Below are 23,418 nucleotides of genomic sequence, written 5' to 3'. Positions count from 1 at the left end.
GGGCGCTCCGGCGACGCGGGGCGGCCGGCCGTCGGGTTCCGGGGCGCGGGTTTCAGGGCGCGCCCGCTGTCGGCGACGGCGGGCGCCACGACCGCCCGGTCCCCGGCGCGGCGAACGGCTCGTCCCACCGCTCGGCCCACCGCCCGTCCGGCATCCGCCGGGGCCGCGGCGCGGGACGGTCGGGACCGCCTCCCCGCCGCCCCGTCCGCGCCCACGGGCCGGCCCGTGGGCGCCGACCGGCTCACCCCCCACCGACCGGCCCGCACCGCGCACGCCCGGTGCCGCCCGGGTCCCGTCCCGTCGCGCGCGGCCGGGGCTCAGGGGCGCGGCGCGGCGTCCCCGCGCGACGGCCGCTCCCGCCCCCGGCGGCCGTCGCGCCGGAAGGCGGACGGGTCGACCGACGCCAGCCGTCTGACCGGCCCCGGCACGAACGCGCCCCGGTCCTCCCGCCCCTCCAGCGCGCGCTGCGCCGCCAGGGCCACCCGGGACCCGGCGTACCGCAGGGGCTCGCCGGGTATCGACCCGCCCGGGGGGCGGGCCAGGGCCGACCCGGACCACTCGTCGTCGGTGCCCAGCACCAGAGACGCCAGCACCTTGGCCATCAGCTTGGATGGGCCGACCCCGTCACCGGAGTACCCGGTGGCGTAGCAGACGCCCGGCACCGAGCGCAGCCAGCCGGCGAACGGCACGGAGGTGACCGCGTACTCGACCGGCGCCGTCCACATCATGTCGACCGGCACGTCGCGCAGGTCGGGGAAGAGCCGGAGGAACTGGCGCCGCACCTCGGCGGGGCGCAGGGCGCGGCCCCACATGGTGTCGACGCCCGTGTTGCCGCGGGCGAGCCCCACCCCGCCCTTGCCGATGAGCAGGCGGCCGTCGGCCGTGGTGCGGTAGTAGTTCAGGCGCTTGCGGGCGTCGCACACCGAGGTGGCGTCGCGCCAGCCGATCGCGTCGAGGCGGTCCGGCACCGGCACGGTGAGGACGGTGTCGCTGGCCACCGTCACCATCAGGTCCGCCAGCTCCCCGAGCCGCCCCGCCCAGGCGTTGATGGCCAGCACCACCCGGTCGGCCCGGACATCGGCGTCCGGGGTCACGGCGACCGTGGCGCCGTTCTCCCGCCGGAGCGCGGTGAGCGGCGTGTGCTCGTGGACGCGGACGCCCCGGTCCAGCGCCACGCGCCGCAGTCCGCGCACCAGCTTGGCCGGCTGGAGCGTGGCGCAGTGCGGGTCGACCACGGCGCCGTGGTGGGAGGGGGTGCCCACCGCCCGCCGGGCCTGGTCGGCGGTCAGCTCGCGCAGGGGCTCCACCCCGGCCCGGGACAGGCTCTCCAGGGTGGCGTTCCAGGCGCCGCGCTGGGCCTCGGACGAGGCGGCCCACATCCACGGCCCGCGCCGGTGCTCCGCGTCGATGCCGTGGGCCTCGACGAAGTCCAGGATCTCGTCCACGGCCCGCTCGGACGCCTCGCCGATCCGGCGGGCCTCGGCGTGGTCGCTGATGGCGACGAGGCTGGTGAACCGGGCCCACATGGGCATCAGGTAGCCCGCGTTGGCGCCGCTGGCGCCGCCGCCGCAGACATCGGCGTCGACGAGGACGACGTCGGTGCCCGGGGCCCGTTCCAGGATCTCCAGGGCGGTCCAGAGACCGGTGTAGCCGCCGCCGACCACGCACACGTCGCAGCTGACGTCCTCCTTCAGCGCGGGGGACCTGCCGTCGTCGGGTTCGGCCGCGAGGGCGTCGCGCAGCCAGGCCGTCCGCGCGGCGGGGGCGGGCAGGCGGGCGGGCCGGGAGATGGGGAGCGTCACGGTGGTCATCTGCTGTCTCCAGGGGGAGGGAGGGGGAGGCCGGGACGGGGGCGTCAGCCGCGCGGGGCGGAGGAACCGGCGCCGGACAGGGCCGACGGGGACACCGGCGCGGCCGTCGCCGGAGCGGCGGCCGGGCGGGGGGCCAGCGGTGCCAGCAGGGTGGGGGCGAGCGGGGAGTCGTCCGGGCCCGCTCCGGGCGCGGCGGGGGCACCGGCCGGGGCCCGGTGGTGTTCGGCGACCGCCCGCAGCAGGTCGATGCGGGAGTTCACCCCGTAGCTCTTGAACAGCCTGCGCAGGTGGTAGTTGACGGTGTGGGGGGAGAGCCCGAGGCGGGTGGCCGCCTGGCGGTTGGTCAGCCCCTCGGAGACCAGGAGGACCAGCTCCCGCTGCCGCCGGTTGAGCCGGGGGCCCGGGGCGCCGTACCGCGGCGGCTCGGCCCCCGCCTCCCGGAACCCCTCCGGGGCGACCGTGCCGGGCGGGACCGGGGGTCGGTCCGGCCCGCCCCCTCTCGCGGCACGCCCGGCCGCGGAGAACGGCCAGTGGCCGCCGGGCGGGCAGCCGTCCCAGGGGCCGGGGCCAGGGGCGGGACCAGGGCCGGGACCGGGTCCCGCACCCGCCCCGGAAAGGCGCCGGACCGCCGTCGCGGGCGGCGGCGCGGCTCCGCCGTCCGGGATCCGGACCCCCGCCCGGAACGGGGCGCCGGGTCGGGCACCGGCCGACGCGCGCAGCAGGGCGGCCTCCTGGTGCAGCACCCGCTTGAGCGCGTCGGGCACCGCGTCCCGGACCGCCTGGCGCATGAACCCGCTGTGGAAGGCGAGCCGGTCGGCCGCGTGCCGGACGACTCCGGTGGCGCACGCCTCCTCCATGACCGGCAGCAGCGCCGACAGCGGGCGGCCCAGCATGGCCGACAGCTCGGTGTACTCCACCTCGGTGCCGAGCACGGCGGCCACGTTCAGGAACTGCCTGCACTCCCGGGAGTACTGCGCGAGGGTGGTGTGCAGCCGGGTGCGCACCCGGTCCGGCAGCCGCGTCCCGGTCAGCCGGGCCCGGCCGCCCTCGACGCGGAGGGTGCCCTCCTCCCGCATCCCGGCGAGCAGTTCGGTGAGCAGCCAGGGGTGGCCGCCGGTCTGCTCCACCAGCCGGGCCACCGAGGGGCCGGGCGGCGCGCCCAGCAGGTCCGCCGCCAGCCGCAGGGCGGCGTCGTCGCCGAGCGGGCCCAGGACGAGGTGTTCGTGGCGGCGGCGGGGGTCGGAGAGCAGGACGCCGCGCGGATCGTGGCCGGTGTCGGTGCGGCGTGCCGCCAGCCAGACGACCCGGTCGTGCGGCAGCCCGTGCCGGGGGAGGATTCCCGCTCCGGGCCCGGCGGCCGGGTCGGGGCCCTGGAGCCCGTCCAGGACGACCAGGACGGGGTCCCCGCCGGGGTGGCCGGTGCGGCCGGCCGGGGCCGCCCCGCCGGGTCCGGGGAGGGGCCCGGGCGCCTGGGGGCCCGCGGAGCGGCGCGGGGGTGGGCAGGGGAGGCCGCCCGGTCCGGCCAGGGCGTAGCCGAGCTGTTCGCCCAGGGCCATGGCGGCGCGCAGCAGCCGTGTCTTGCCGTGGCCCGGGGGCGCCTCGACGAGGATCAGGGCGGTGCCGCCCCGGAGGGTCGCCTCCAGGACGGCGGCGATCCTGGCCAGTTCGCGCGCGCGGCCGCGCAGCGGGAGATCGAGGGTGGGGGTCGAGAGCATGGGGGGCACTCCCTGAGGGTCAGGAGGATCGCGGAAGGGGGACGCGCGGTGAGCAGCGGAGGCGAAGGGGGAGGGGGGTGACACGGCCGGGTGGGGGCGGCCGTCGGGGCACCGGGCGCGGGCGTCGGTCCCCCGGGGACGACCGGTGGGGAGGGCCGTGGCGCGGCGCCGTCGCGGGGCGTTCCGGCGGGGGCCGGTGGCGCGGGGCGCTCAGTCCGGGGAGCGGTGGCGGCGGACGCCCACCGTGTGGAAGCGGCCGCCGACGAAGGCGGCGTCGCAGTAGACCGCGTCGGCCGCCGGGTTCAGTCCCGTGCCGTGCAGGTCCGAGTAGACGGCGGACTGGGTGATGTACCAGTGGCCCATCAGGTTGAGGGAGAGCATGACGCCGGCCTCGGCACAGGCGTCCTCCAGCGCCGCGCGCGTCGCCGGGGAGACGGTCCAGGCGCCGGCCGACAGCGAGCCGCGCTCCCGTGCGGTGCGGGCCAGCAGCTCGACACCCGCCCGGGCGGAGTCGACGGCGACCGCGAAGTGCACCGGGCCCAGCCACTCGGCGGACAGGGTGGCCAGGTCGCCGGGGCGCGCCGCGTCGAGGGCGATCACGGCCGGGGTTCGGACGACGGCGTCCGGATGGCCGGGGTGGACGATCCGTCGGGGGGCGACGGCCACCCGGCCGAGGGCACCGGACGCGGCCGTGTCCACCCGGGCCAACACCTCGGGCGAGAGCAGGGCGCCGAGGACGGAGACGGCGGACGCGGGGTCCGCGAGCAGTTCCTCCAGCGCACCGCCGAGGTCGGTCAGCACCTCGTCGAAGGACTTGTGCCCCTCGTCGGTGGCGATGCCGTCCCGGGGGACCAGCAGGTTCTGCGGGCTGGTGCAGAGCTGGCCGCTGTAGAGGGCGAGGCCGAAGGCCAGGTTGGCCAGCATGCCCCGGTAGGCGTCGGTGGACTCGATGAGCAGGCTGTTGACGGCCGACGTGCTGGTGAAGACCCGGGCCCCGGAGGCGTTGCGGCGCAGCCAGTCGCCGAAGCCGGTGGTGCCCGAGTAGTCCACGATCCGCACGTCGGGGTGGACGGCGAGCCGCCGGGCGAGCCCCTCGCCGGGCCGTTCGGGGGTCAGGCACACCAGATCGGGGTCGAATCCGGTCTCCGCCAGCACCTGGCGGGCGGTGCGCACGGTCAGCGCGAGCGGCAGCACGGCGCTCGGATGGGGCTTGACGAGGACGGGGTTGCCGGTGGCGAGCGAGGCGAAGAGGCCCGGGTAGCCGTTCCACGTGGGGAAGACGCTGTTGCAGACGAGCAGCGAGACCCCGCGGGGCCGGAGGGTGAACGTTTTGTCCAGGACGAACGGTTCGCCGTCCGGCATCGGCTTGCTCCACACGACGGAGCCGGGCAGCCGGGTCTGCTCCGCCACGGCCTGGGCGACTGCCTCCAGCCCCCGGTCCTGGGCGTGGACGGCCCCGGCGTGGAAGGCCATCACCGGGTTGTGGCCGCTGGTGTGCTCGGCGGCCAGGGCCAGTTCGTGCGAGGCGGCGTTGAGCCGGGCCAGGATCTCCGCGCAGACGGCGGCCCGCGCCGTGACGCCCGCCTCGCGCCACCGGGGCATGGCCCGCCGCATGGCGGCGACGAGGACGTCGGGGTCGTGGTGCGGGTAGGCGATGCCCAGTTCGGGCCCGTAGGGCGAGCGCTCGCCGCCCTCGGCGGGGGAGGGGCCGACGAGGCCGTCCCGGCCCGGCTGGCCCAGGTCGAGGGTCCGGCCGCGCAGGGCCGCGAGGGCGTCCCGGGCGGACGCCGCCGCGGCGGGGCCGTAGGCGGCGGGGTCCTCCGGGTAGGGCGACCAGTGCTCCCGGGTGCGGAGGGTCTCGCGGGCCCGGTCGAGGGTCGGCCCGTGCCGCCGCGCCAGTTCCCCGAGAAGGGCCGCCGGGGACGTCGCTCTTTCTGCCGGTGGTAATGTTCCGGTCTTTTCCACTCCTGTGCCCCTCCCGTCGTTCGAGACACGGTCGGAGCTCCGCCGGGGGCCGGCCCGGTGGGTGTCACCCGGCCTGCACACGTCCGCGCGGCCGGATCGCGGCGGCGCGCGGACGTCCTTCCCCCGATCCCCGTGATCGCGTCTCGTCTCCCTGGACCGAACGACGTCCATCCCATCACAACAAGAGCCGCAGAACGCAAGAGTTGATAGCGAATAGGTATGGAAGGAAATATTCCGTCCATACTTCGGCATACCCCTCGGGCGTCGCGATCGCGGCGGCGCCGTGACCGGAGGGCGGGGAGCGGGCGCGGAGGAGTACGGTCCGGTGGCCGACGGGGGACGAGGGACCACCGGACCGAGCCGGACGGCCCATGGGGAGCCGTCCGGCCGCTCTCTCACTCCTGCGGCGCCACCGCGGCGACCGGGGAGGGGGCCCGCCCGAGGGCGCTGACCAGGAGCGCGCCGAGGGCCAGCGCGCCGCCCAGCCAGAGCACCGCCTCGATGCCCGGACCGTCCGCGGCCCGGCCGCCCGCGAAGGCGCCCAGGGCGATGGCCCCGTTGAAGACGCCCACGAACAGGGAGGTCACGCCCTCCCGCGCCTGTGGAGCGGCCAGCGCCAGCCAGGTCTGGGTGCTCACCGACACCCCGCCGTAGGCCAGTCCCCACACCACCAGCAGGATCGCGGCACCGGCCACGGAGAGCCCCAGCAGCGGGACCAGCAGCACCGAGGCCGCCAGCGCAGCGCTGATCACCACGAGGACGCCCCGCACCGACCGCCCGACCCGGGCGCCGACCAGGAAGTTGCCCGCGATGCCCGCGATGCCGTAGACGAGCAGCAGGGTGCCGATCGTCGAGTCCCGGACGCCGGACACGTCCTCCAGGACCGGCCTGACGTAGGTGTAGGCGGCGAAGTGGCCGGTCACCAGCAGGGCCACCACGGCGAGTCCGGAGGCCACCCGGGGATCGCCGAACAGCCGCAGCACACCGCCCAGGGCGACCGCCCGCTCGGCGGGCAGCGGGGGCAGCAGTACGGCCATGGCGACCGTCACCACCAGCGCCAGTCCGGCGATGGCGAGGAACGCCTCGCGCCAGCCGGCCAGTTCACCGATGTACACACCGGCCGGGACGCCCAGCACCGAGGCGATGGCGATTCCGCTGAAGATCATGGAGGTCGCCGGTCCGACGGACCGGGCCGGGACCAGCCGGACGCCGAGCCCGCCCGCGAGCGACCACACCCCGCCCATGCCGACGCCGATCAGCACCCGGGCGACCATCATCACCGCGAAGTTCGGCGACCACGCGGCCAGCACATTGGCCAGCGCCAGGAGCAGCATCAGGGAACAGAGCACCACGCGGCGGTCGAGCCGCCCCACCGCCGAGGTGACCAGCGGCGCGGAGAAGGCGCCGACCAGCCCGGTGACGGTGAGGGTCAGCCCCGCCGTCCCCTCGCTGACCTCCAGGGCCCCGCCGATCGGCGTGAGCAGTCCCACCGGCAGCATCTCCGACGTGACCACGGTGAACGTTCCGGCCGCCACCGCCACCACCGCGGGCCACCCGCGGCTCCCGGCCCCCCTCGGCGCGGGCTGCTGTACGGACAGATCCTCAACTTTTGCCATGGTCCCAGCCAACTCGGCGGCCGGAGGCGGAACAAGCGTGAACTTCTCATGCTTCCATGAGGTGGGCTAATCGATCGGCGCGCGGAGCGGACGCCCGGCGACCGCGCGTGCGCGCAGCGTGGGAGGCATGACCATGACCGTCATCGGTCCGGGGGTCCCCCGGGGGAACCCCCCGTCGGCGGGTTCCGTGGAGATCCGCGAGCTGGAGTGCTTCCTGGTCCTCGCCGAGGAGCTCCACTTCGGCCGGACCGGGGAGAGGCTGTACGTCTCCCAGGGCCGGGTGAGCCAGCTCATCCGCGCCCTGGAGCGGCGCATAGGCGCCCGCCTGGTGGACCGCACGAGCCGCAGGGTGCGGCTCACCCCCCTCGGCGAGGACTTCCTCGGCTCCCTGCGCCCCGCCTACGCCGCCCTCCGCGCCACCGTCGACAACGCCCGCGCGGCGGCGCTCGGCGGCGGGCCCCTGCGCATCGGCTTCCAGGGCGTCGCGGGATACGGCTTCATGGAGGTGGTGCGGGAGTTCGAGGACCGCCATCCCGGCTGCGAGTCCCGGATCACCGAGCTGCCGCTCTCCGACCCCTTCGGGCCGCTGCGCCGCGACGAGGTGGACACCGCCGTCGTCCTGCTGCCGGTCCAGGAGCCCGACTTCGTCCTCGGGCCGGTCTTCTCCCGCCAGCCGCAGTACCTGGCGGTCTCCCGGCGGCATCCCTTCGCCGGGCGGGCCGTCCTGGACGCCGAGGAGCTGGCCGACTCGCCCCTCGTCGGGGTGGCCGCCCCGGCGCCCGGCTACTGGCGCGAGGTCCAGGCGCCCACCCGCACCCCGGGTGGTGCCCCGGTCCCGCAGGGCCCGGCGGTGGGCACCCTCCAGGAGGGGCTGTCGCTGGTCGCGGCGGGCCGGGGCGTGATGCTGCTGTGCCGGCCGACCACCGAGTACCACCACCGCCGGGACGTGGCCTACGTCCCGGTCACCGGGGTCCCCGAGTCCGCGCTCGGCCTGGTCTGGCACGGTGACCGGGAGAACGCCCGGGTCCGCGCCTTCGCGGAGGCGGTGGCGGGCGACCTCTCCCGGCTGGGCCTCTGAGCCCGGCCCTGACCTCCCGGTCTCCGGCCCCGGCCCTCGGCCCCCTTCGGCACCGCGGCCCCGGCCTCTCGGGCCCTCCCCCGCAACCGGGCCCCGGCCCCCGCCCCGGCCGCCCTCCCCGGCCTCCCCGGCGGTGATCGCCGCCCCGGCTCCCCGCCCCCAAGCTCCCTGCCCTTCGGCCCCGCCCCGGCTTCACCTCCCGGCCGGCGGGCCGCGCTCCAGCGGCCCGCCGCCGCGCCCGGTCCTCCGCCGTCGCCGAGCGCTCCCCCGGGCCTTGCCCGGCGGGCGGAAAGACGCCACACTGGTACCGAACGAATGGTCGGTTGGGAAGCTGGTACTCGATGACGACGACACACTCCACCGGGGCGGCGCCGGACACCGCCCCGGACCCGCTGCTGGAGCACTTCGACGCCACCATCGCGCGGGACCGGCGCGTCGAGCCGCGCGACTGGATGCCGGACGCCTACCGCGCCACACTCGTGCGGCAGATCGCCCAGCACGCGCACTCGGAGATCATCGGCATGCAGCCCGAGGGCGAGTGGATCACCCGCGCCCCGTCCCTGCGGCGCAAGGCGATCCTCTTCGCCAAGGTCCAGGACGAGGCAGGCCACGGGCTCTACCTGTACTCGGCGGCGGAGACCCTGGGCGTCGACCGCGCCGACCTCACCCAGCGGCTCGTCGAGGGGCGCCAGAAGTACTCGTCGATCTTCAACTACCCCACGCTCGGCTTCGCCGACGTCGGAGTGATCGGCTGGTTCGTGGACGGCGCCGCCATCTGCAACCAGGTTCCCCTGTGCCGCAGTTCGTACGGCCCCTACGCGCGCGCGATGGTCCGCATCTGCAAGGAGGAGTCCTTCCACCAGCGCCAGGGCTACGAGCTGCTGATGACCATGATGCGCGGCACCGAAGCCCAGCGGGAGATGGTCCAGGACGCGGTGGACCGCTGGTGGTGGCCGTCCCTGATGATGTTCGGGCCGCCCGACGACGCCTCGCCCAACTCGGCCCGCTCGATGGCCTGGAAGATCAAGCGGCACAGCAACGACGAACTGCGCCGGCGCTTCGTCGACATGACCGTCCCCCAGGCCGCCCGGCTCGGTGTCACCCTCCCCGACCCCGAGCTGCGCTGGAACGAGGAGCGCGGGCACCACGACTTCGGCACCCCCGACTGGGAGGAGCTGACCCGCGTCATCAAGGGCGACGGCCCGTGCAACGCGCAGCGGATGGAGCGGCGCCGCACCGCCCACGAGGAGGGCGCCTGGGTGCGCGAGGCCGCCACCGCCCACGCGGCCAAGCGGGCCGCCCGCGCCGCGAAGGGAGCCGCGGCATGACCGCCGGACAGCAGGGCTGGCCGCTGTACGAGGTGTTCGTGCGCGGCAAGCGCGGCCTCAACCACGTCCACGTCGGCTCGCTGCACGCCGCCGACGACGCGATGGCGCTCACCCACGCCCGGGACCTCTACACCCGGCGCAACGAGGGCGTGAGCATCTGGGTGGTGCGCTCCGAGCACATCGCCGCCACCACGCGCGACGAGAAGGACCCCTTCTTCGCCCCCAGCGCCGACAAGGTCTACCGCCACCCCACCTTTTACGACATCCCCGAGGACGTCCCGCACATCTAGGAGCAGGGCATGAGCGACGACCACGTCTACCTGTCCCTCGCCGAGGGACACGAGGACGACGCCCGCTGGGCCTACGGCACCGGCTTCGAGTCCCCGCTGCACGGCGTCGACACCACCGTGCCCGAGGGCGTCGACGCCACCGCCCTGGCCGCCGAGTGCGTCGCCCTCGGGGACGACGCCCTGGTCCTCGCCCAGCGGCTCGCGGAGTGGACCACCCGGGCCCCCGAGCTGGAGGAGGAGGTCGCGCTCGCCAACATCGGCCTCGACCTCATCGGCCAGGCCCGGCTGCTGTACTCCCGCGCCGGACAGGCCGACGGCACCGGCCGGGACGAGGACGCCTACGCCTACTTCCGGGACCCCGACGCCTTCCGCAACGTCCGCCTGGCCGAACTCCCCAACGGCGACTTCGCGTTCACCGTCGTCCGGCTGCTGGTGCTCGCGAGCTGGCGCCTCGCGCACTTCGAGCGGCTGCTCCCGCACCCCGACCCCGTCCTCGCCGCGGTCGCCGCCAAGGGCGTCAGGGAACTGGCCTACCACCGCCAGTACGCCGCCGAGTGGGTGGTGCGCCTCGGTGACGGCACCGAGGAGTCGCACCGCCGCACCCGCGCCGCCCTGGAGCAGGTCGCCCCCTACCTGGACGAGCTGTTCGCCGCGCACGACGCGCGCGCGGCGGTCGACGCCGTACTGCGGCAGGTGACCGAGGAGGCCGGCCTCCCCGCGCCGCGGGGCGCCGGCCTGCCCGGCTCCGGCCGGGACGGCGGCCACACCGGCCATCTCGCGCCCCTGGTGGAGGAGTTGCAGAGTGTGGCCCGCGCCCACCCGGAGGCGACATGGTGACCGCCCCCCTGGACGTCCGCCGCGCCCGCCGCGTCGCCGAAGGGGTGCCGGACCCCGAGCTGCCCATGCTCACCCTCGCCGACCTCGGAGTGCTGCGCGGCGTCGAGATGACCGCCGACGGCACGGTCGTCGCGAGCCTCACCCCCACCTACTCCGGCTGCCCCGCCATGGCCGAGATGCGCGCCGACGTCGCCGCGCGGCTGCGCGGGGCCGGATACCCCAGGGTGGAGATCCGCACCGTGCTCAGCCCGCCGTGGACCAGTGACTGGATCACCGAGGAGGGCCGCCGCAAGCTCGCCGAGCACGGCATCGCCCCGCCCGGCGCCGCGCCCCGGGGGCCGGTCCCCCTGGTGCTGTCGCCCACCCGGCGCACGGTGCCCTGTCCCCGCTGCGGCTCGGCCCGGACCGAGGAGACCTCCCGCTTCGCCGCCACGGCCTGCAAGGCGCTCTGGCGCTGCCTGGACTGCCGCGAGCCGTTCGAGTACCTCAAGGAGATCTAGATGGCCCCGACCGCCCCCGCCGCGCGGACCTCCGCCGGCGTCCGCCGCCGCCCCCGCTTCCACCGGCTGCGCGTCGCCGCCGTCCAGCGGCTCTGCGCGGACGCGGTGGCCGTCGGCTTCGAGGTGCCGGACGAGCTGGCCGGGGAGTTCGCCTTCGCGCCGGGCCAGTCGCTCACCCTGCGGCGGGAGGTCGACGGACGCGACGAGCGGCGCACGTACTCGATCTGCTCTCCGGCCGGATCGCCGCCCCGGATCGGGGTGCGGGTGGTGCCCGGCGGCCTCTTCTCCTCCTGGCTGGTCGACGGGGTGCGCCCCGGCGACATGGTGGAGGTGATGGCCCCCACCGGCCTGTTCACCCCCGACCTGACCGTCCCCGGGCACCATGTGCTGATCGCGGCCGGCTCCGGCATCACCCCCATGATGTCCATCGCCGAGTCGGTCCTGGCCGCCGACGACCGCTCCACCGTCACCCTCTTCTACGGCAACCGCCGCACCGACACGGTGATGTTCGCCGACGAACTGGCCGACCTCAAGGACCTCCACCCGGCCCGCTTCCAACTCGCCCACGTCCTCTCCCGGGAGCCCGGGGAGGCCGAGGTGCTCTCCGGACGGCTCGACGCGGAACGGCTCGCGGCCCTCGTCGGCGCCCTCGTCGACGTGCCGACCGCCGACCACTGGTGGCTCTGCGGTCCGCACGGCATGGTCCGCGACGCCCAACGGGTCCTGACCGGGCTCGGCGTCCCCGCCGGCCGCGTCCACCGGGAGCTGTTCCACGCCGACGACGAACCCGTGCGCGAGGTGCGGCACGAGGACACCGGTCCCGACGGGCCGGTCAGCGAGGTCACCCTCACCCTGGACGGCCGCTCCACGACCCTCACCCTCCCCCGGGACCGGACCCTCCTCGACGGGGCCCAGCGGCACCGGCCCGACCTGCCCTTCGCCTGCAAGGGCGGTGTCTGCGGCACCTGCCGCGCCCTCGTCACCCGGGGCGAGGCCGACATGCGGCGCAACTTCGCCCTTGAGGAGTCCGAGGTCGACGCCGGTTACGTGCTCACCTGCCAGTCGTACCCCGTCTCCGACACCCTGACGGTGGACTACGACGGCTGACGGGCCGGGTGTCCCCGCCGGGTCCTGAGGGCTCGCCCGCCATGGTTACCGAACGTGACCGTTTCCGATCGGGTCCGACCGGTCGAACCCCCTTGGGGAACGGATGCTTCACCGGGTTATCGGGCTGTCGTACGACGCCTCATTCCAAGGCGTGACGCGGCCGGGGGACTCTGTCAACTGGCCACCGGTCGGGTCGCTCGGGCGACTACTGTCGGTGCCCGTCGGTCGACGCGGCACCGGGCCTCCGGTCCGTTCGCCCGGCGCCGCGATGACGCGTGCCCGCGTGGCGTCGCGTGCCCGCGTGGCGTCCGCCGTACCCCGAGCGGCCGCCCAGGCCCGACGGACCAGTACGAGGACCCTCGATGTCTCACCTCCGCGCCCCCGCCGCGCGAGCGGACCGCCGTGAGGGCGGACGGCACGGCCGCCCCGCCGCCCGTACCACCCCCGCGCTGCCCGAGACCCACATACGGCCCCAACTCCTGCGCCTCGCCGTGCTGCCGCCCATCGCGGTGGCCCTCGGCGGCTGCGCGGCCGTGCTGTTCACCGTCCGCTCGACGGCCGTCCGGCCCGCCCCCGCGCTGTGGGCGGTCCTCGCCGGAGCCGTCTCGCTGACCCTGGCGGCCGTCGCCATCGCGGCCATCGCCGCCGACCGCGCCGCGCGCTCCGTCCGCGAGCGGGTCGGCGCGCTGCGCCGCGACACCGTGCGCGACGAGGGCGAACTGCGCGCCGTGGTCGAGGCGATGCGGCGCGGCGAGGGCCCGCCCCCGCGCACCCCGCGCGGCGGCCCCCCGCAGGACGCCGACGACTTCGACCTGCTCGCCGGCGACCTGGCCCGGGCCCACGACGGGGCCCTCACCGCCGTCGTCGAGGCCGCGCAGCTCTCCAGCCAGACCGGCAGCGAACAGAAGCTGGAGGTCTTCGTCAACCTCGCCCGGCGGCTGCAGTCCCTCGTGCACCGGGAGATCTCGATCCTGGACGAGCTGGAGAACGCGATCGAGGACCCGGACCTGCTCAAGGGCCTCTTCCACGTCGACCACCTCGCCACCCGGGTCCGCCGCCACGCCGAGAACCTCGCCGTGCTCGGCGGCGCCGTCTCCCGCCGCCAGTGGAGCAACCCGGTGGACATGACCGAGGTGCTCCGCTCGGCCATCGCCGAGGTCGAGCAGTACTCCCGGGTCCGCCTGGTGCCGCCCATCGACGGCACCCTGCGCGGCCACGCCGTCGCGGACGTCATCCACCTGCTGGCCGAACTCATCGAGAACGCCACCGTGTTCTCCGCGCCCCACACACCGGTCCTGCTCCGCGCGGGCCTCGTCACCTCCGGGCTCGCCGTGGAGGTCGAGGACCGGGGGCTCGGCATGCCCGTGGACGAGCAGCACCGGATGAACGCCCTGCTCGCCGACCCCGACCAGGTCAACGCCGCCCGGATGCTCGCCGACGGCCGCATCGGGCTCTACGTGGTCTCCATGCTGGCCAGACGGCACGGGATCACCGTGCGAGTGCAGTCGAACATCTACGGCGGGGTCCAGGCCGTCCTGGTCCTGCCGCAGGACCTGCTCGGCGCGGCGGCCACCGGGCCCGCCGACGGGCTCCGGCCGGAGGAGGCGCGCGGCGCGGGTCTCGGCGCCGGGGCGTCGGCGGGGGTGTCGGTGGAGGCGGTGGTGGCCGTGGCACCGCCGGTGGAACCGCGCCCGGCGGTGCCCTCCGGGGAGGGGAGTGCCGGACACCCGGCCGGGGTGCCGGACACCGCCGGGCGGGACGGTCCCGCCCCGCACGTTCCGCCCCTGGTGTCGCCCGGGGACGACGGAGCCCCGTCGCGGCTGCCGGTGCGTGGGCCCCGGAGGGAGCGGTCCGGATCGTCCGTCTCCGCGCCGTCCGTCTCCGCGGCGTCCGTCTCAGTGCCGTCCGTTTCCGTGCCGGAGGCGCGGACCGACGGTGCCGGGGGCGCCGGGGGATCCGTCGGCCCCGGCGGTCCTCCGGCCGCCCCGCCCCGAGGTCTCCCGGACGGGTCCGCCAACCGGCCCCGGCTGCCCCGCCGACGGGCCCGGGAGCACCTGGTGCCGCAGTTGCGCGGCGGTCCCGTGGCGCGCCAGGAGCCCCGCCCGGAGCACCCGGCCGGGCACGATCCCGGTCTGATGGCGGCCTTCCAGCGCGGCATCGGCCTCGCGGAGGCCCGGCACACTCCGCCGGACACCGACGCCCCGGTGGCACCGGCCCCCGGGGAGAGCCCCGCACCGGGACCAAGGCATCCCTCCGTGGAACCGGCTCCGCCGCCCCTGCCCCGAGGGGAACCGCGCCCCCCGGCGCCCGGGTACAACGGGTCCGGGCCCATCGGTCCGGAGCACACCGGGGGAGGGGACACGGGGCCCCGCCCCGCGGAGTACGGGGAGCCCGGACCCGGTCATGTGGACCCGGACTTCCTGGAGCGGGGCCCCTTGGCCTCCTCCGGCCGCGCGGAACCGGGCCTTCTGGAACAGGGCCATGGTGAACCGGGCCTCAAGGCAGAGGAGTCCGGCCACGGTGAACCGGGTCCCAGGGAGTCCGGCCACGGGGAACCGAGCCCCATGGAGTCCGGGCACCTGGCGGCCGGATACGCGGGGAGCGGGCATCTGCTCCCCGCTCCCAGGGAGTCCGGTCACCCGGAACCCCCTGGCCCGGGGGCCGGTCCGGCCGAACCGGGGTGGAGCGGACCCCGTCCCCTGGAGCCCCGCCCGGCGGAACCCCTGCGGACGGAACTCCGTCACATGGAGACCCGCCCCCTGCAACCCGGTTACATGGAGCGCCGGTACAGGGAGTTCAGCGACATGGAGACCCGCACGGCGGACCCCGGTCCGCGGCATGCCCCTCCGGGTGAACCCCGTCCCGCCGACCCCCGGCACGCGGCCCCCCGCCCCCAGGATCCCGGCGGCCCCACGGCGCCCCCGCATCCGGCCCCCGGCCCCGTGGACCGCACGCGCCCCGGCCTCCCGGAGCCGTCCCGTGCCTCCTGGCGCCGCACGGCACCCGCCCGCACCGCCCGGGGCCGAGCGGAGGACGGAACCGGAACCGGTGCACCGGCCCCCGGTGAGCCGCCCCACCGGGGCGCGCCGGGGGACCCCTCCCCGGACGCGCCCCCCGCGGTCCCGAGTCCCCCCGGCGGACCCGTGCCCGCGCCGCCCGCTTCCGGGGACACCGCCGGATGACCGCCCCGCCGGGCGACCCGGCCCCTCCCGTCCGTCCGATCACCTCCCCCACCAGCGCTCCCGCAGCACTTCCCATCCCAAGGAGTCGATCCACCATGGCGAGCGACGCGCCGACGCGCCCCGCATCCGACCTCGACTGGCTGATGAGCGGCCTCGTGCAGCGCGTGCCGCACACCACCAGCGCGGTGCTGCTGTCCTGCGACGGACTGGTGAAGTCCGTCCACGGCCTGGACGGGGACAGCGCCGACCACATGGCGGCCCTGGCCTCCGGCCTGTACTCGCTCGGCCGCAGCGCCGGAGTCCGCTTCGGCGACGGCGGCGACGTGCGCCAGGTCGTCGTCGAACTGGACTCGAACCTGCTCTTCGTCACCACCGCGGGCTCCGGCACCTGTCTCGCCGTGCTGGCGGGCCGGGAGGCCGACGCCGCCGTGCTCGGCTACGAGATGGCCATGCTGGTCAAGAGCGTCCGGCCCTATCTGGTCACCGCGCCCCGCCAGCACACCGGCGAACCCGCGGCGATGAGGCCGTGAGCGTGTCCGTCGCCGACGAGCCCTGGATCGACGACGCGGCCGGACGGCTGGTCCGCCCCTTCACCATCAGCAACGGCCGCACCCGGCCCACCGTCGCGCTCGACCTGATGTCCCAGGTGCGGGCCACCGGAGCCGTCCCGCTCGGCTATCTCGGACCCGAGCACACCCAGGCCCTCGCCCTGTGCCGGGCGCCCCGTGCGGTGGCGGAGCTGGCGGCCCGGCTCAGGCTCCCGGTGGCCGTCGCCAAGGTGCTGCTGGCGGACCTCGTCGACTGCGGGGCCCTGACCGCCGGGCCACCCGCGGCGTTCCACCACCACCCCACGGACCGGGCCCTTCTGGAGGCAGTGCTCGATGGACTACGACGACAGCTCTGACCGCGCCCGCACGGGCGGCCCCGAGCCCTTCCCGACCGCGCTGAAGATCCTCGTGGCCGGCGGCTTCGGGGTCGGCAAGACCACCTTCGTCGGCGCGGTCAGCGAGATCGCGCCGCTGAGCACGGAGGAACTGCTCACCACCGTCAGCGCCGCCACCGACAGCCTGGACGGTATCGAGAACAAGCACGAGACGACCGTGGCCATGGACTTCGGCCGCATCACCCTCGACCGCGAGCACGTGCTCTACCTGTTCGGCACCCCGGGCCAGGAGCGGTTCTGGTTCATGTGGGACGAGCTGTGCGAGGGGGCGCTCGGCGCCGTGGTCATCGCCGACACCCGCCGCCTGGAGGAGTCCTTCGCCGCCGTCGACTTCTTCGAGGAGCGCGGGCTCGGCTTCGTCGTCGCGGTCAACGAGTTCGACGGCGGCCACCGCTACGACCCCGAGGAGGTGCGCGCCGCCATCGACCTGGGCCCCGACGTCCCCGTCGTGCCCTGCGACGCCCGGATCTCCAGCTCCGGGGTGCAGACCCTGGTGACCCTCGTACGCCATCTGATCGCCCGCACCCCGGCCGGCGCGGCGGGTCACCGCGTCCGCCGGTGACCGCCCCCGCTCCCGCCGAACCCACCCCCACGGAGGCGCACATGACGCCCGCCCACTGCGACGGAGCCCGCCGATGAGCCACGACCCGCCGCGCCCGGCCGGACGCCTGCTGCTCACCCCGGAGGACCGGGAGGCGCCGGCCCGCGTCGGAAGGCTGCGTCTGCTCGGGCTCGCCGACGGCCCGGACCCCGCGCTCGACGCCTTCGCCGCCCATCTCGCGGCGCTCGTCGAGGCGCCCTACGCGATGGTCAACTTCCTGGTGGACAACGGCCAGTTCTACGCCGGGCTGTGCGTGCCCGAGCCCGCGCCGCCGTCCCGCTCCGGGCCCGTCGCGCCCACCGGGGGCGTCCGCCCCGTCCTCCACCGCCTCCAGCCCCGCGACCACGGCTTCTGCCCCCATGTCGCGGTCCGCCGCAAGGCGCTGGTCCTGGACGACGTGCGCGATTACCCGAGGTTCGCCGGGAACCCCGTCGTCGACGCCTTCGGTATCCGCTCCTACCTCGGAGCCCCGCTCATCGACAGCACCGGGACGGCGCTGGGGACGGTGTCCGCCGCCGATGTGCGGCCCCGGACCTGGGGCCGGGCCGGTCTGGAGACCATCAAGGCGACCGCCGCCGATCTGGTGCGGCGCATCGAGCGCAGCGCGGAGGACGGCTTCCCGCTGTGACCGGCCGCGGCGGGAGGCGGGCGGCCGGTGTCGCGGGGGCCACCGCGACAGCGGGAGGCCGGTGAGCGAGGGGCCGGCGGGACCCCGGTCACCCGGTGGCACGGGCGGCCCCCGGCGCCCCGGCCGCGACCGCCCCGGCCGCGACCGCCCCGCTCCCGGCACCCGCGCCGAGGGCACCCGCGCCGAGGGCACCCGCGCCGAGGGCACCCGCGCCCGGAACCCTTCGGGAACACCACCCCGGAGGCGCCGCACCGGCGCGCCCGGCCCACCGGTTCCCCGCCGTGCCCGCCCGGCGGCGTGAAGGAAAGCTGGGGCCGGGGTTAAGAAACGCTCGATGGACCGGGGCCCGCGCCGTACGGCAGATTGCTGTGGCATCCACTTCCCTCCCCGGCCCCGGGTGCCTTCGGCATGCCCGGCGCCGGGCCCTCACCCTCAGGAGCCCCGCGTTGAAGGCGCTGGTCAAGGACAAGGCGGAACCGGGGCTCTGGCTCGCGGACGTGCCGGAGCCCGCCGTCGGACCCGGCGACGTGCTGATCAAGGTGCTGCGCAGCGGGATCTGCGGCACCGACCTGCACATCCGGGACTGGGACGGCTGGGCGCGGCAGGCCGTCAGCACCCCCCTGGTCGTCGGCCACGAGTTCGCCGGCGAGGTCGTGGCGACCGGCCGGGACGTCGTCGACGTCAAGACCGGCGACCGGGTCAGCGGCGAGGGCCACCTCGTCTGCGGCAAGTGCCGCAACTGCCTGGCCGGACGGCGCCACCTGTGCCGGGCCACGGTCGGCCTCGGCGTCGGCCGGGACGGGGCGTTCGCCGAGTACGTCGCCCTGCCCGCGTCCAACGTCTGGGTGCACCGCGTGCCCGTCGACCTCGACGTCGCCGCGATCTTCGACCCGTTCGGCAACGCCGTGCACACCGCGCTCTCCTTTCCGCTGGTCGGCGAGGACGTGCTCATCACCGGCGCCGGGCCGATCGGCCTGATGGCCGCCGCCGTGGCCCGGCACGCCGGGGCGCGCAACGTCGTGATCACCGACGTGAGCGAGGAGCGGCTGCGGCTGGCGCTCAAGGTCGGCGTGAGCCTCGCCCTCGACGTGTCGCGGGCGACCATCGCGGACGGCCAGCGCGATCTGGGCCTGCGCGAGGGATTCGACGTCGGCCTGGAGATGTCCGGCCGCCCCGAGGCACTGCGCGACATGATCGCCAACATGACGCACGGCGGCCGGATCGCGATGCTCGGCCTGCCCGCCGAGGAGTTCCCCGTCGACTGGGCCCGGATCGTCACCTCGATGATCACCCTCAAGGGCATCTACGGACGGGAGATGTTCGAGACCTGGTACGCCATGTCGGTACTGCTGGAGGGTGGGCTGGACCTCACTCCGGTGATCACCGGCCGGTACTCCCACCGCGATTTCGAGGCGGCCTTCGCCGATGCCGCGAGCGGCAGGGGCGGCAAGGTCATCCTCGACTGGACCGCTTAACCCATCCGTCTCTTCAGGAGCCAGTGAGATGTTCGACTCCGTGCGCGACGACCTGCGCGCCACCCTCGACGAGATCCGCGCCGCCGGGCTGCACAAGCCGGAACGGGTCATCGGCACCCCGCAGTCGGCGACCGTGGGCGTCACCTCGGGCGGCCGCCCCGGCGAGGTCCTCAACTTCTGCGCCAACAACTACCTCGGCCTCGCCGACCACCCGGAGGTCGTCGCCGCCGCCCACGCGGCCCTGGACCGCTGGGGTTACGGCATGGCCTCCGTCCGCTTCATCTGCGGCACCCAGGAGGTGCACAAGGAACTGGAGGCCCGGCTCTCCGCGTTCCTCGGCCAGGAGGACACGATCCTGTACTCCTCCTGCTTCGACGCCAACGGCGGTGTCTTCGAGACCCTTCTCGGCCCCGAGGACGCGGTGATCTCCGACGCCCTCAACCACGCCTCCATCATCGACGGCATCCGCCTCAGCAAGGCCCGCCGCCTCCGGTACGCCAACCGCGACATGCACGAGCTGGAGACCCGGCTCAAGGCCGCCGGGGACGCCCGCCGCCGGCTGATCGTCACCGACGGCGTCTTCTCCATGGACGGCTACGTCGCTCCGCTGCGCGAGATCTGCGACCTGGCCGACCGCTACGACGCCATGGTCATGGTCGACGACTCGCACGCCGTGGGCTTCGTCGGTCCCGGCGGGCGGGGCACCCCCGAACTGCACGGAGTCATGGACCGGGTCGACATCATCACCGGCACCCTCGGAAAGGCGCTCGGCGGTGCCTCCGGCGGCTACGTCGCCGCCCGTGCCGAGATCGTCGCCCTGCTGCGCCAGCGCTCCCGGCCCTACCTGTTCTCCAACACCCTCGCCCCGGTGATCGCCGCCGCCTCCCTGAAGGTCCTCGACCTGCTGGAGTCCGCCGACGACCTGCGCGTGCGGCTGGCGGAGAACACCGCGCTGTTCCGCCGCCGGATGACGGAGGAGGGCTTCGACATCCTCCCCGGCGACCACGCCATCGCCCCGGTGATGATCGGCGACGCGGCGCGCGCCGGACGGATGGCGGAGCTGCTGCTGGAGCGCGGCGTCTACGTGATCGGCTTCTCCTACCCGGTGGTGCCGCAGGACCGGGCGCGCATCCGCGTCCAGCTCTCCGCCGCGCACTCCGCGGACGACGTGAACCGCGCCGTGGACGCCTTCGTGGCGGCCCGGGAGCAGCTCGACGCCTGACGGTGACGGCGCCGGGGGCCGGACCGGTGCCAGGGCCGCGGCCTGGCAGAATCGACGGTGTGATCGAAGCGCGGCGGCTGCACATCCTCCGGGCGGTGGCGGACCACCGCACCGTGACGGCGGCGGCCGCCGCGCTCTACCTCACCCCCTCGGCGGTGTCCCAGCAGCTCACCGCCCTGGAGCAGGAGACCGGGCACCGCCTCGTCGAGCGCGGCGCCAAGGGCGTCCGGCTGACCCCGGCCGGGGAGATCCTGCTGCGCCACACCAACGCCGTCCTCGCCCAACTGGAGCGGGCCGGGGCGGAACTGGCCGCCTACGGCTCGGGCGCCGCGGGGACGGTCACCGTCGCCTCCTTCGCCACGGGCATCGCCCTGGTCGTCGCGCCCGCGCTGGCCCGCCTCGCCGCGTCCGCGCCGGGCATCCGCATCCGCGTCCACGACGCCGAGGGCGACGCCAGCCTGCCCATGGTGCTGGACCGGCGGCTCGACATCGCCGTCGCCGTCGAGTACCGGGGGGCGCCGCCCGCCGACGACCCGCGCCTGACCCACGTGCCGCTGTACGCCGAGCCCTTCGACGCGGTCGTCCCGGTCGCGCACCGGCTCGCCGGAGCGGCGGAGGTGCCGCTCGCCGAGCTGGCCAAGGACCCGTGGATCGGGCCCTACCCCGGCAACCCCTGCCACGACGTGGTGGTGCTGGCCTGCGAGAGCGCCGGCTTCCAGCCCCGCCTGGAGCACTCCTCCGACGACTTCCGCGCCGTCGTCTCCCTCGCCGCAGCCGACGCCGGGGTCGCCCTGGTCCCGCGCTCCGCGCTGCTCGGCATGGACCTGGCCGGGGTGGTGGTCCGCCCGGTCGACGGCGTCGCCCCCACCCGCCGGGTCTTCGCCGCCGTCCGCCGGGGCGCCGAGGAGCACCCGCTGATCCGCCCGGTCCTGGACGCCCTGGAGGCGGCGGCGGGGGAGTAGGACCGGGGCCCGGAGCCGGACCGGAGCCGCGGACCGGGAAGTGCTCCCGGGGCGGACCGCCCCGCGCCGCCGCCCGGAGCGCGGCTGTCAGTGGCGGCGGCTACGGTGCCTCCCATGCCGGATGCCGAAGACGTACGCCGTATCGCCCTGTCCCTGCCGGACACCACCGAGAAGACCGCCTGGAGCATGCCCACCTTCCGGGTCGCGGGCAAGATGTTCGCCACCCTGCCCGAGGACGAGACCTCCATGGCGGTGCGCTGCCCCAAGGACGAGCGCGACGAACTGGTGCTGGCCGAGCCGGACAAGTTCTGGATCGCCGGCCACGAGGCCCAGTTCGCCTGGGTGCGGGCCCGGCTGGCCGCCCTGGAGGGGGAGGACGAGCTGCGGGACATCCTCGCCGACTCCTGGCGCCAGGCGGCCCCCGTCCGGCTGCAGGACTCCCACCCCCGGCTGGGGCTGCCCGGGGAGTGAAACCCCCTCGGGCACCGCCGGTGCCCCGTGGCATGATCCGGGGACACGCGCGGCGGCCGGGACCGGAGGGGGATCCCGGCGGCACAGGGGGCGCGGCGGTGCCCGGGGCGGCGGCAGCGGCCTGGCCGGGACGGCGATGTCACAGCGGCCGGCGGGACCGGCCGGGAGGGGAGCGGCGCGGGATGACCGGAGCCAAGCCAGCGGAGCCCACGTCCGACGGAGCGGCCGGGGCGGGTGGTGCGCGCCCGGTCTGGTCGCGGGACTTCTCGCTCTTCTTCGTCGCCCGCGCCATCGCCCGGCTCGGGGACACCATGCTCCCGGTCGCCCTCGCCGCCGGACTCCTCCAGCACGGGTACGGCGCCGGGGCCGTCGGCCTCGCGATGGCCGCGACCGCCGCCGCGTTCGCCGGGCTGGTCGTCTTCGGCGGAGTGCTGGCCGACCGGTTCAGCACCCGCAAGCTGATGATCGGCGCGGATCTGGTGCGGCTCGGCACCCAGGCCGTCGCCGCCGCCCTGTTCTTCTCCGGGCACGTGGTGCTCTGGGAGATCTGCGCCATCGGCTTCGTCAACGGTGTCGCGGGGGCCGTGTTCCAGCCCGGCGTCGCCAGCACCGTGCCCCGGCTCGCCTCCGACATCCAGGGCGCGAACGGCGCGATACGCGTCGCCGAGTCCGCCGCCCAGCTCGCCGGGCCCGCCGTGGCCGGTCTGCTGGTCGGCTTCGCCTCGCCGGGCGGCGTCTTCGCGGCCCACGCCGCCACCTACGGCATCAGCGCCCTGTGCCTGCTGCTGCTCCGTCTGCCCCCGCCGACCCCCGGCGCGGCCCCCGCCCCGCACGGTTCCGCCGGGGCCCGGGGATGGAGGGCGTTCCGCGGCGATCTCGGCGTGGGGTGGCGGGAGTTCCGCGCCCGCACCTGGCTCTGGGGCGTCATCGCCGTCTGGTGCGTCTACATGGTCACCGTGTGGGGGCCCACGATCCCGCTGGTGGCGACCGAGGTGGTGCAGCAGCACGGGCCCCGCGCCTACGGCCTGCTCAACTCGGCCCTCGGCGCCGGGACCGTCGTCGGCGGTCTGATCGCGCTCCGGCTGCGCCCGCGCCGCATGCTGCGCGCCGGGGCGGTGGCCCTCTTCGGCTTCGCGGCCTTCCCGGCGGCGGTCGGCGCCGGGCTCGGGCTGCCCGCGATGTCGGCCGGGGCGGCCGTCGCCGGGGCGGGCCTGTCCTTCTGGGGCGTGATGTGGGCGACGAGCGTGCAGACGCAGGTGCCGGGCGAGGTGCTCAACCGCATCCACGCCTACGACGTGGCGGGCTCGCTGGCCATGGTGCCGGTCGGCCAGGCCCTCGCCGGTCCCGCGGCCTCGCTGCTGGGCGCCGGGAACGTGCTGCTCGTCGCGGGTGTCATGAGCCTCGTCGTCCCCGTCGCCCTGCTGCTGATCTCCGCCGTGCGCGGCCTGGTCCGCGTGGACGCGCCCCGGGCCGCGTCGACGGTTCCGCCGGAGCCCGAGCCCGAGCCCGCCTCCCGGCCCGGCCCCGGAGCGGCTCCGGGCGCGGATCCCGCCCCGGGCCCGGCCGGGGCCCCCGGGTCGGCCTGCGGGAAGCGCTGCTGACGGGGCCGGGAGGCGCCCCCGCGGAAAAGCGGTGCACGACCACCGGCCCGAGTGCGGTATGGTTTTCCTGCACGTTCGGCCGGGGG

Annotated in this window: 19 protein-coding genes and 1 pseudogene; 16 read left to right on the top strand and 4 right to left on the bottom strand. The window is 76.0% G+C overall.

Annotation, left to right across the window (positions count from 1 at the left end):
- Nucleotides 1-317: 317 nt before the first annotated feature.
- The 4 genes from GTY84_RS20440 to GTY84_RS20425 all read right to left on the bottom strand — a co-directional run bounded on the left by GTY84_RS20440 (nucleotide 318) and on the right by GTY84_RS20425 (nucleotide 7,035).
- Nucleotides 318-1,811, bottom strand: coding sequence for an FAD-binding oxidoreductase (locus tag GTY84_RS20440; RefSeq protein ID WP_161227746.1), 1,494 nt, complete (start codon nucleotides 1,809-1,811; stop codon nucleotides 318-320).
- Between the two features lie 44 nt (nucleotides 1,812-1,855).
- A complete protein-coding gene (locus GTY84_RS34035) occupies nucleotides 1,856-3,526 on the bottom strand; it encodes a LuxR family transcriptional regulator (protein WP_237532432.1) in 1,671 nt (556 codons plus the stop codon).
- A 210-nt stretch (nucleotides 3,527-3,736) separates the two neighbouring features.
- Nucleotides 3,737-5,425 (bottom strand): phenylacetic acid degradation protein PaaN, encoded by a 1,689-nt coding sequence (gene paaN / locus GTY84_RS20430; protein WP_202551474.1) that lies wholly within the window; start codon nucleotides 5,423-5,425, stop codon nucleotides 3,737-3,739.
- Between the two features lie 461 nt (nucleotides 5,426-5,886).
- A complete protein-coding gene (locus GTY84_RS20425) occupies nucleotides 5,887-7,035 on the bottom strand; it encodes an MFS transporter (RefSeq protein WP_161227776.1) in 1,149 nt (382 codons plus the stop codon).
- A 199-nt stretch (nucleotides 7,036-7,234) separates the two neighbouring features.
- On the opposite strand from GTY84_RS20425, the gene GTY84_RS20420 reads away from it, so the two are divergent.
- From GTY84_RS20420 to GTY84_RS20345, 16 genes and pseudogenes are all read left to right on the top strand, one after another.
- Nucleotides 7,235-8,185, top strand: a complete 951-nt coding sequence (locus tag GTY84_RS20420) for a LysR family transcriptional regulator (RefSeq protein ID WP_237532430.1) — start codon at nucleotides 7,235-7,237, stop codon at nucleotides 8,183-8,185.
- A gap of 341 nt (nucleotides 8,186-8,526) precedes the next feature.
- Nucleotides 8,527-9,513 carry a 1,2-phenylacetyl-CoA epoxidase subunit PaaA gene (paaA, locus tag GTY84_RS20415; RefSeq protein ID WP_161227744.1) on the top strand — a complete coding sequence of 329 codons (987 nt, stop codon included), beginning with the start codon at nucleotides 8,527-8,529 and terminating at the stop codon, nucleotides 9,511-9,513.
- The gene (gene paaB / locus GTY84_RS20410) at nucleotides 9,510-9,803 is read left to right on the top strand and encodes a 1,2-phenylacetyl-CoA epoxidase subunit PaaB (protein ID WP_161227743.1); all 294 of its coding nucleotides are present in this window, start codon (nucleotides 9,510-9,512) and stop codon (nucleotides 9,801-9,803) included. Before paaA ends, paaB begins: the two co-directional genes overlap by 4 nt.
- Nucleotides 9,804-9,812: 9 nt before the next feature.
- Entirely contained in the window at nucleotides 9,813-10,640 is an 828-nt protein-coding gene (gene paaC, locus GTY84_RS20405) for a 1,2-phenylacetyl-CoA epoxidase subunit PaaC (RefSeq protein WP_161227742.1), read from the top strand.
- Nucleotides 10,634-11,140, top strand: a complete 507-nt coding sequence (gene paaD / locus GTY84_RS20400) for a 1,2-phenylacetyl-CoA epoxidase subunit PaaD (protein WP_161227741.1) — start codon at nucleotides 10,634-10,636, stop codon at nucleotides 11,138-11,140. The genes paaC and paaD overlap by 7 nt, the downstream gene beginning before the upstream one ends.
- The gene (gene paaE, locus GTY84_RS20395; protein WP_161227740.1) at nucleotides 11,141-12,247 is read left to right on the top strand and encodes a 1,2-phenylacetyl-CoA epoxidase subunit PaaE; all 1,107 of its coding nucleotides are present in this window, start codon (nucleotides 11,141-11,143) and stop codon (nucleotides 12,245-12,247) included.
- A 362-nt stretch (nucleotides 12,248-12,609) separates the two neighbouring features.
- Nucleotides 12,610-14,424 (top strand): annotated as a pseudogene (locus tag GTY84_RS34030) (ATP-binding protein); the annotation flags it as partial.
- A gap of 1,100 nt (nucleotides 14,425-15,524) precedes the next feature.
- Entirely contained in the window at nucleotides 15,525-15,959 is a 435-nt protein-coding gene (locus GTY84_RS20385) for a roadblock/LC7 domain-containing protein (protein ID WP_161227739.1), read from the top strand.
- The gene (locus tag GTY84_RS20380; protein ID WP_265295447.1) at nucleotides 15,956-16,333 is read left to right on the top strand and encodes a DUF742 domain-containing protein; all 378 of its coding nucleotides are present in this window, start codon (nucleotides 15,956-15,958) and stop codon (nucleotides 16,331-16,333) included. The genes GTY84_RS20385 and GTY84_RS20380 overlap by 4 nt, the downstream gene beginning before the upstream one ends.
- Nucleotides 16,311-16,934, top strand: a complete 624-nt coding sequence (locus tag GTY84_RS20375; protein ID WP_161227738.1) for an ATP/GTP-binding protein — start codon at nucleotides 16,311-16,313, stop codon at nucleotides 16,932-16,934. Before GTY84_RS20380 ends, GTY84_RS20375 begins: the two co-directional genes overlap by 23 nt.
- 73 nt (nucleotides 16,935-17,007) lie before the next feature.
- Complete coding sequence (locus GTY84_RS20370; RefSeq protein WP_161227737.1) at nucleotides 17,008-17,601, top strand: GAF domain-containing protein; 594 nt, start codon at nucleotides 17,008-17,010, stop codon at nucleotides 17,599-17,601.
- A 446-nt stretch (nucleotides 17,602-18,047) separates the two neighbouring features.
- Nucleotides 18,048-19,076, top strand: coding sequence for an L-threonine 3-dehydrogenase (tdh, locus tag GTY84_RS20365; protein ID WP_161227736.1), 1,029 nt, complete (start codon nucleotides 18,048-18,050; stop codon nucleotides 19,074-19,076).
- 28 nt (nucleotides 19,077-19,104) lie between these two features.
- Nucleotides 19,105-20,298, top strand: coding sequence for a glycine C-acetyltransferase (locus GTY84_RS20360; protein ID WP_161227735.1), 1,194 nt, complete (start codon nucleotides 19,105-19,107; stop codon nucleotides 20,296-20,298).
- Between the two features lie 59 nt (nucleotides 20,299-20,357).
- Entirely contained in the window at nucleotides 20,358-21,260 is a 903-nt protein-coding gene (locus GTY84_RS20355) for a LysR family transcriptional regulator (protein WP_161227734.1), read from the top strand.
- Between the two features lie 114 nt (nucleotides 21,261-21,374).
- Nucleotides 21,375-21,731 (top strand): MmcQ/YjbR family DNA-binding protein, encoded by a 357-nt coding sequence (locus tag GTY84_RS20350; RefSeq protein ID WP_161227733.1) that lies wholly within the window; start codon nucleotides 21,375-21,377, stop codon nucleotides 21,729-21,731.
- A gap of 182 nt (nucleotides 21,732-21,913) precedes the next feature.
- Complete coding sequence (locus GTY84_RS20345) at nucleotides 21,914-23,332, top strand: MFS transporter (RefSeq protein WP_161227732.1); 1,419 nt, start codon at nucleotides 21,914-21,916, stop codon at nucleotides 23,330-23,332.
- Nucleotides 23,333-23,418: the final 86 nt, after the last annotated feature.

It is taken from the genome of Streptomyces sp. SID8352 (genome assembly GCF_009862265.1).
GTDB lineage: Bacteria > Actinomycetota > Actinomycetes > Streptomycetales > Streptomycetaceae > Streptomyces.
The sequence above is the reverse complement of the archived record's forward strand: the minus strand, read 5'-3'. Positions and strand labels throughout refer to the sequence as shown.

What these genes read in the sequence shown, in the direction of transcription:
- GTY84_RS20375 (WP_161227738.1), top strand. Translation starts at nt 16,311, where the DNA reads ATGGACTACGACGACAGCTCTGACCGCGCCCGCACGGGCGGCCCCGAG.
- paaC (WP_161227742.1), top strand. Translation starts at nt 9,813, where the DNA reads ATGAGCGACGACCACGTCTACCTGTCCCTCGCCGAGGGACACGAGGAC.
- GTY84_RS20385 (WP_161227739.1), top strand. Translation starts at nt 15,525, where the DNA reads ATGGCGAGCGACGCGCCGACGCGCCCCGCATCCGACCTCGACTGGCTG.
- GTY84_RS20345 (WP_161227732.1), top strand. Translation starts at nt 21,914, where the DNA reads ATGACCGGAGCCAAGCCAGCGGAGCCCACGTCCGACGGAGCGGCCGGG.
- GTY84_RS20350 (WP_161227733.1), top strand. Translation starts at nt 21,375, where the DNA reads ATGCCGGATGCCGAAGACGTACGCCGTATCGCCCTGTCCCTGCCGGAC.
- GTY84_RS20420 (WP_237532430.1), top strand. Translation starts at nt 7,235, where the DNA reads ATGACCATGACCGTCATCGGTCCGGGGGTCCCCCGGGGGAACCCCCCG.
- paaB (WP_161227743.1), top strand. Translation starts at nt 9,510, where the DNA reads ATGACCGCCGGACAGCAGGGCTGGCCGCTGTACGAGGTGTTCGTGCGC.
- GTY84_RS20370 (WP_161227737.1), top strand. Translation starts at nt 17,008, where the DNA reads ATGAGCCACGACCCGCCGCGCCCGGCCGGACGCCTGCTGCTCACCCCG.
- GTY84_RS34035 (WP_237532432.1), bottom strand. Translation starts at nt 3,526, where the DNA reads ATGCTCTCGACCCCCACCCTCGATCTCCCGCTGCGCGGCCGCGCGCGC.
- GTY84_RS20440 (WP_161227746.1), bottom strand. Translation starts at nt 1,811, where the DNA reads ATGACCACCGTGACGCTCCCCATCTCCCGGCCCGCCCGCCTGCCCGCC.
- paaD (WP_161227741.1), top strand. Translation starts at nt 10,634, where the DNA reads ATGGTGACCGCCCCCCTGGACGTCCGCCGCGCCCGCCGCGTCGCCGAA.
- paaA (WP_161227744.1), top strand. Translation starts at nt 8,527, where the DNA reads ATGACGACGACACACTCCACCGGGGCGGCGCCGGACACCGCCCCGGAC.
- GTY84_RS20360 (WP_161227735.1), top strand. Translation starts at nt 19,105, where the DNA reads ATGTTCGACTCCGTGCGCGACGACCTGCGCGCCACCCTCGACGAGATC.
- paaE (WP_161227740.1), top strand. Translation starts at nt 11,141, where the DNA reads ATGGCCCCGACCGCCCCCGCCGCGCGGACCTCCGCCGGCGTCCGCCGC.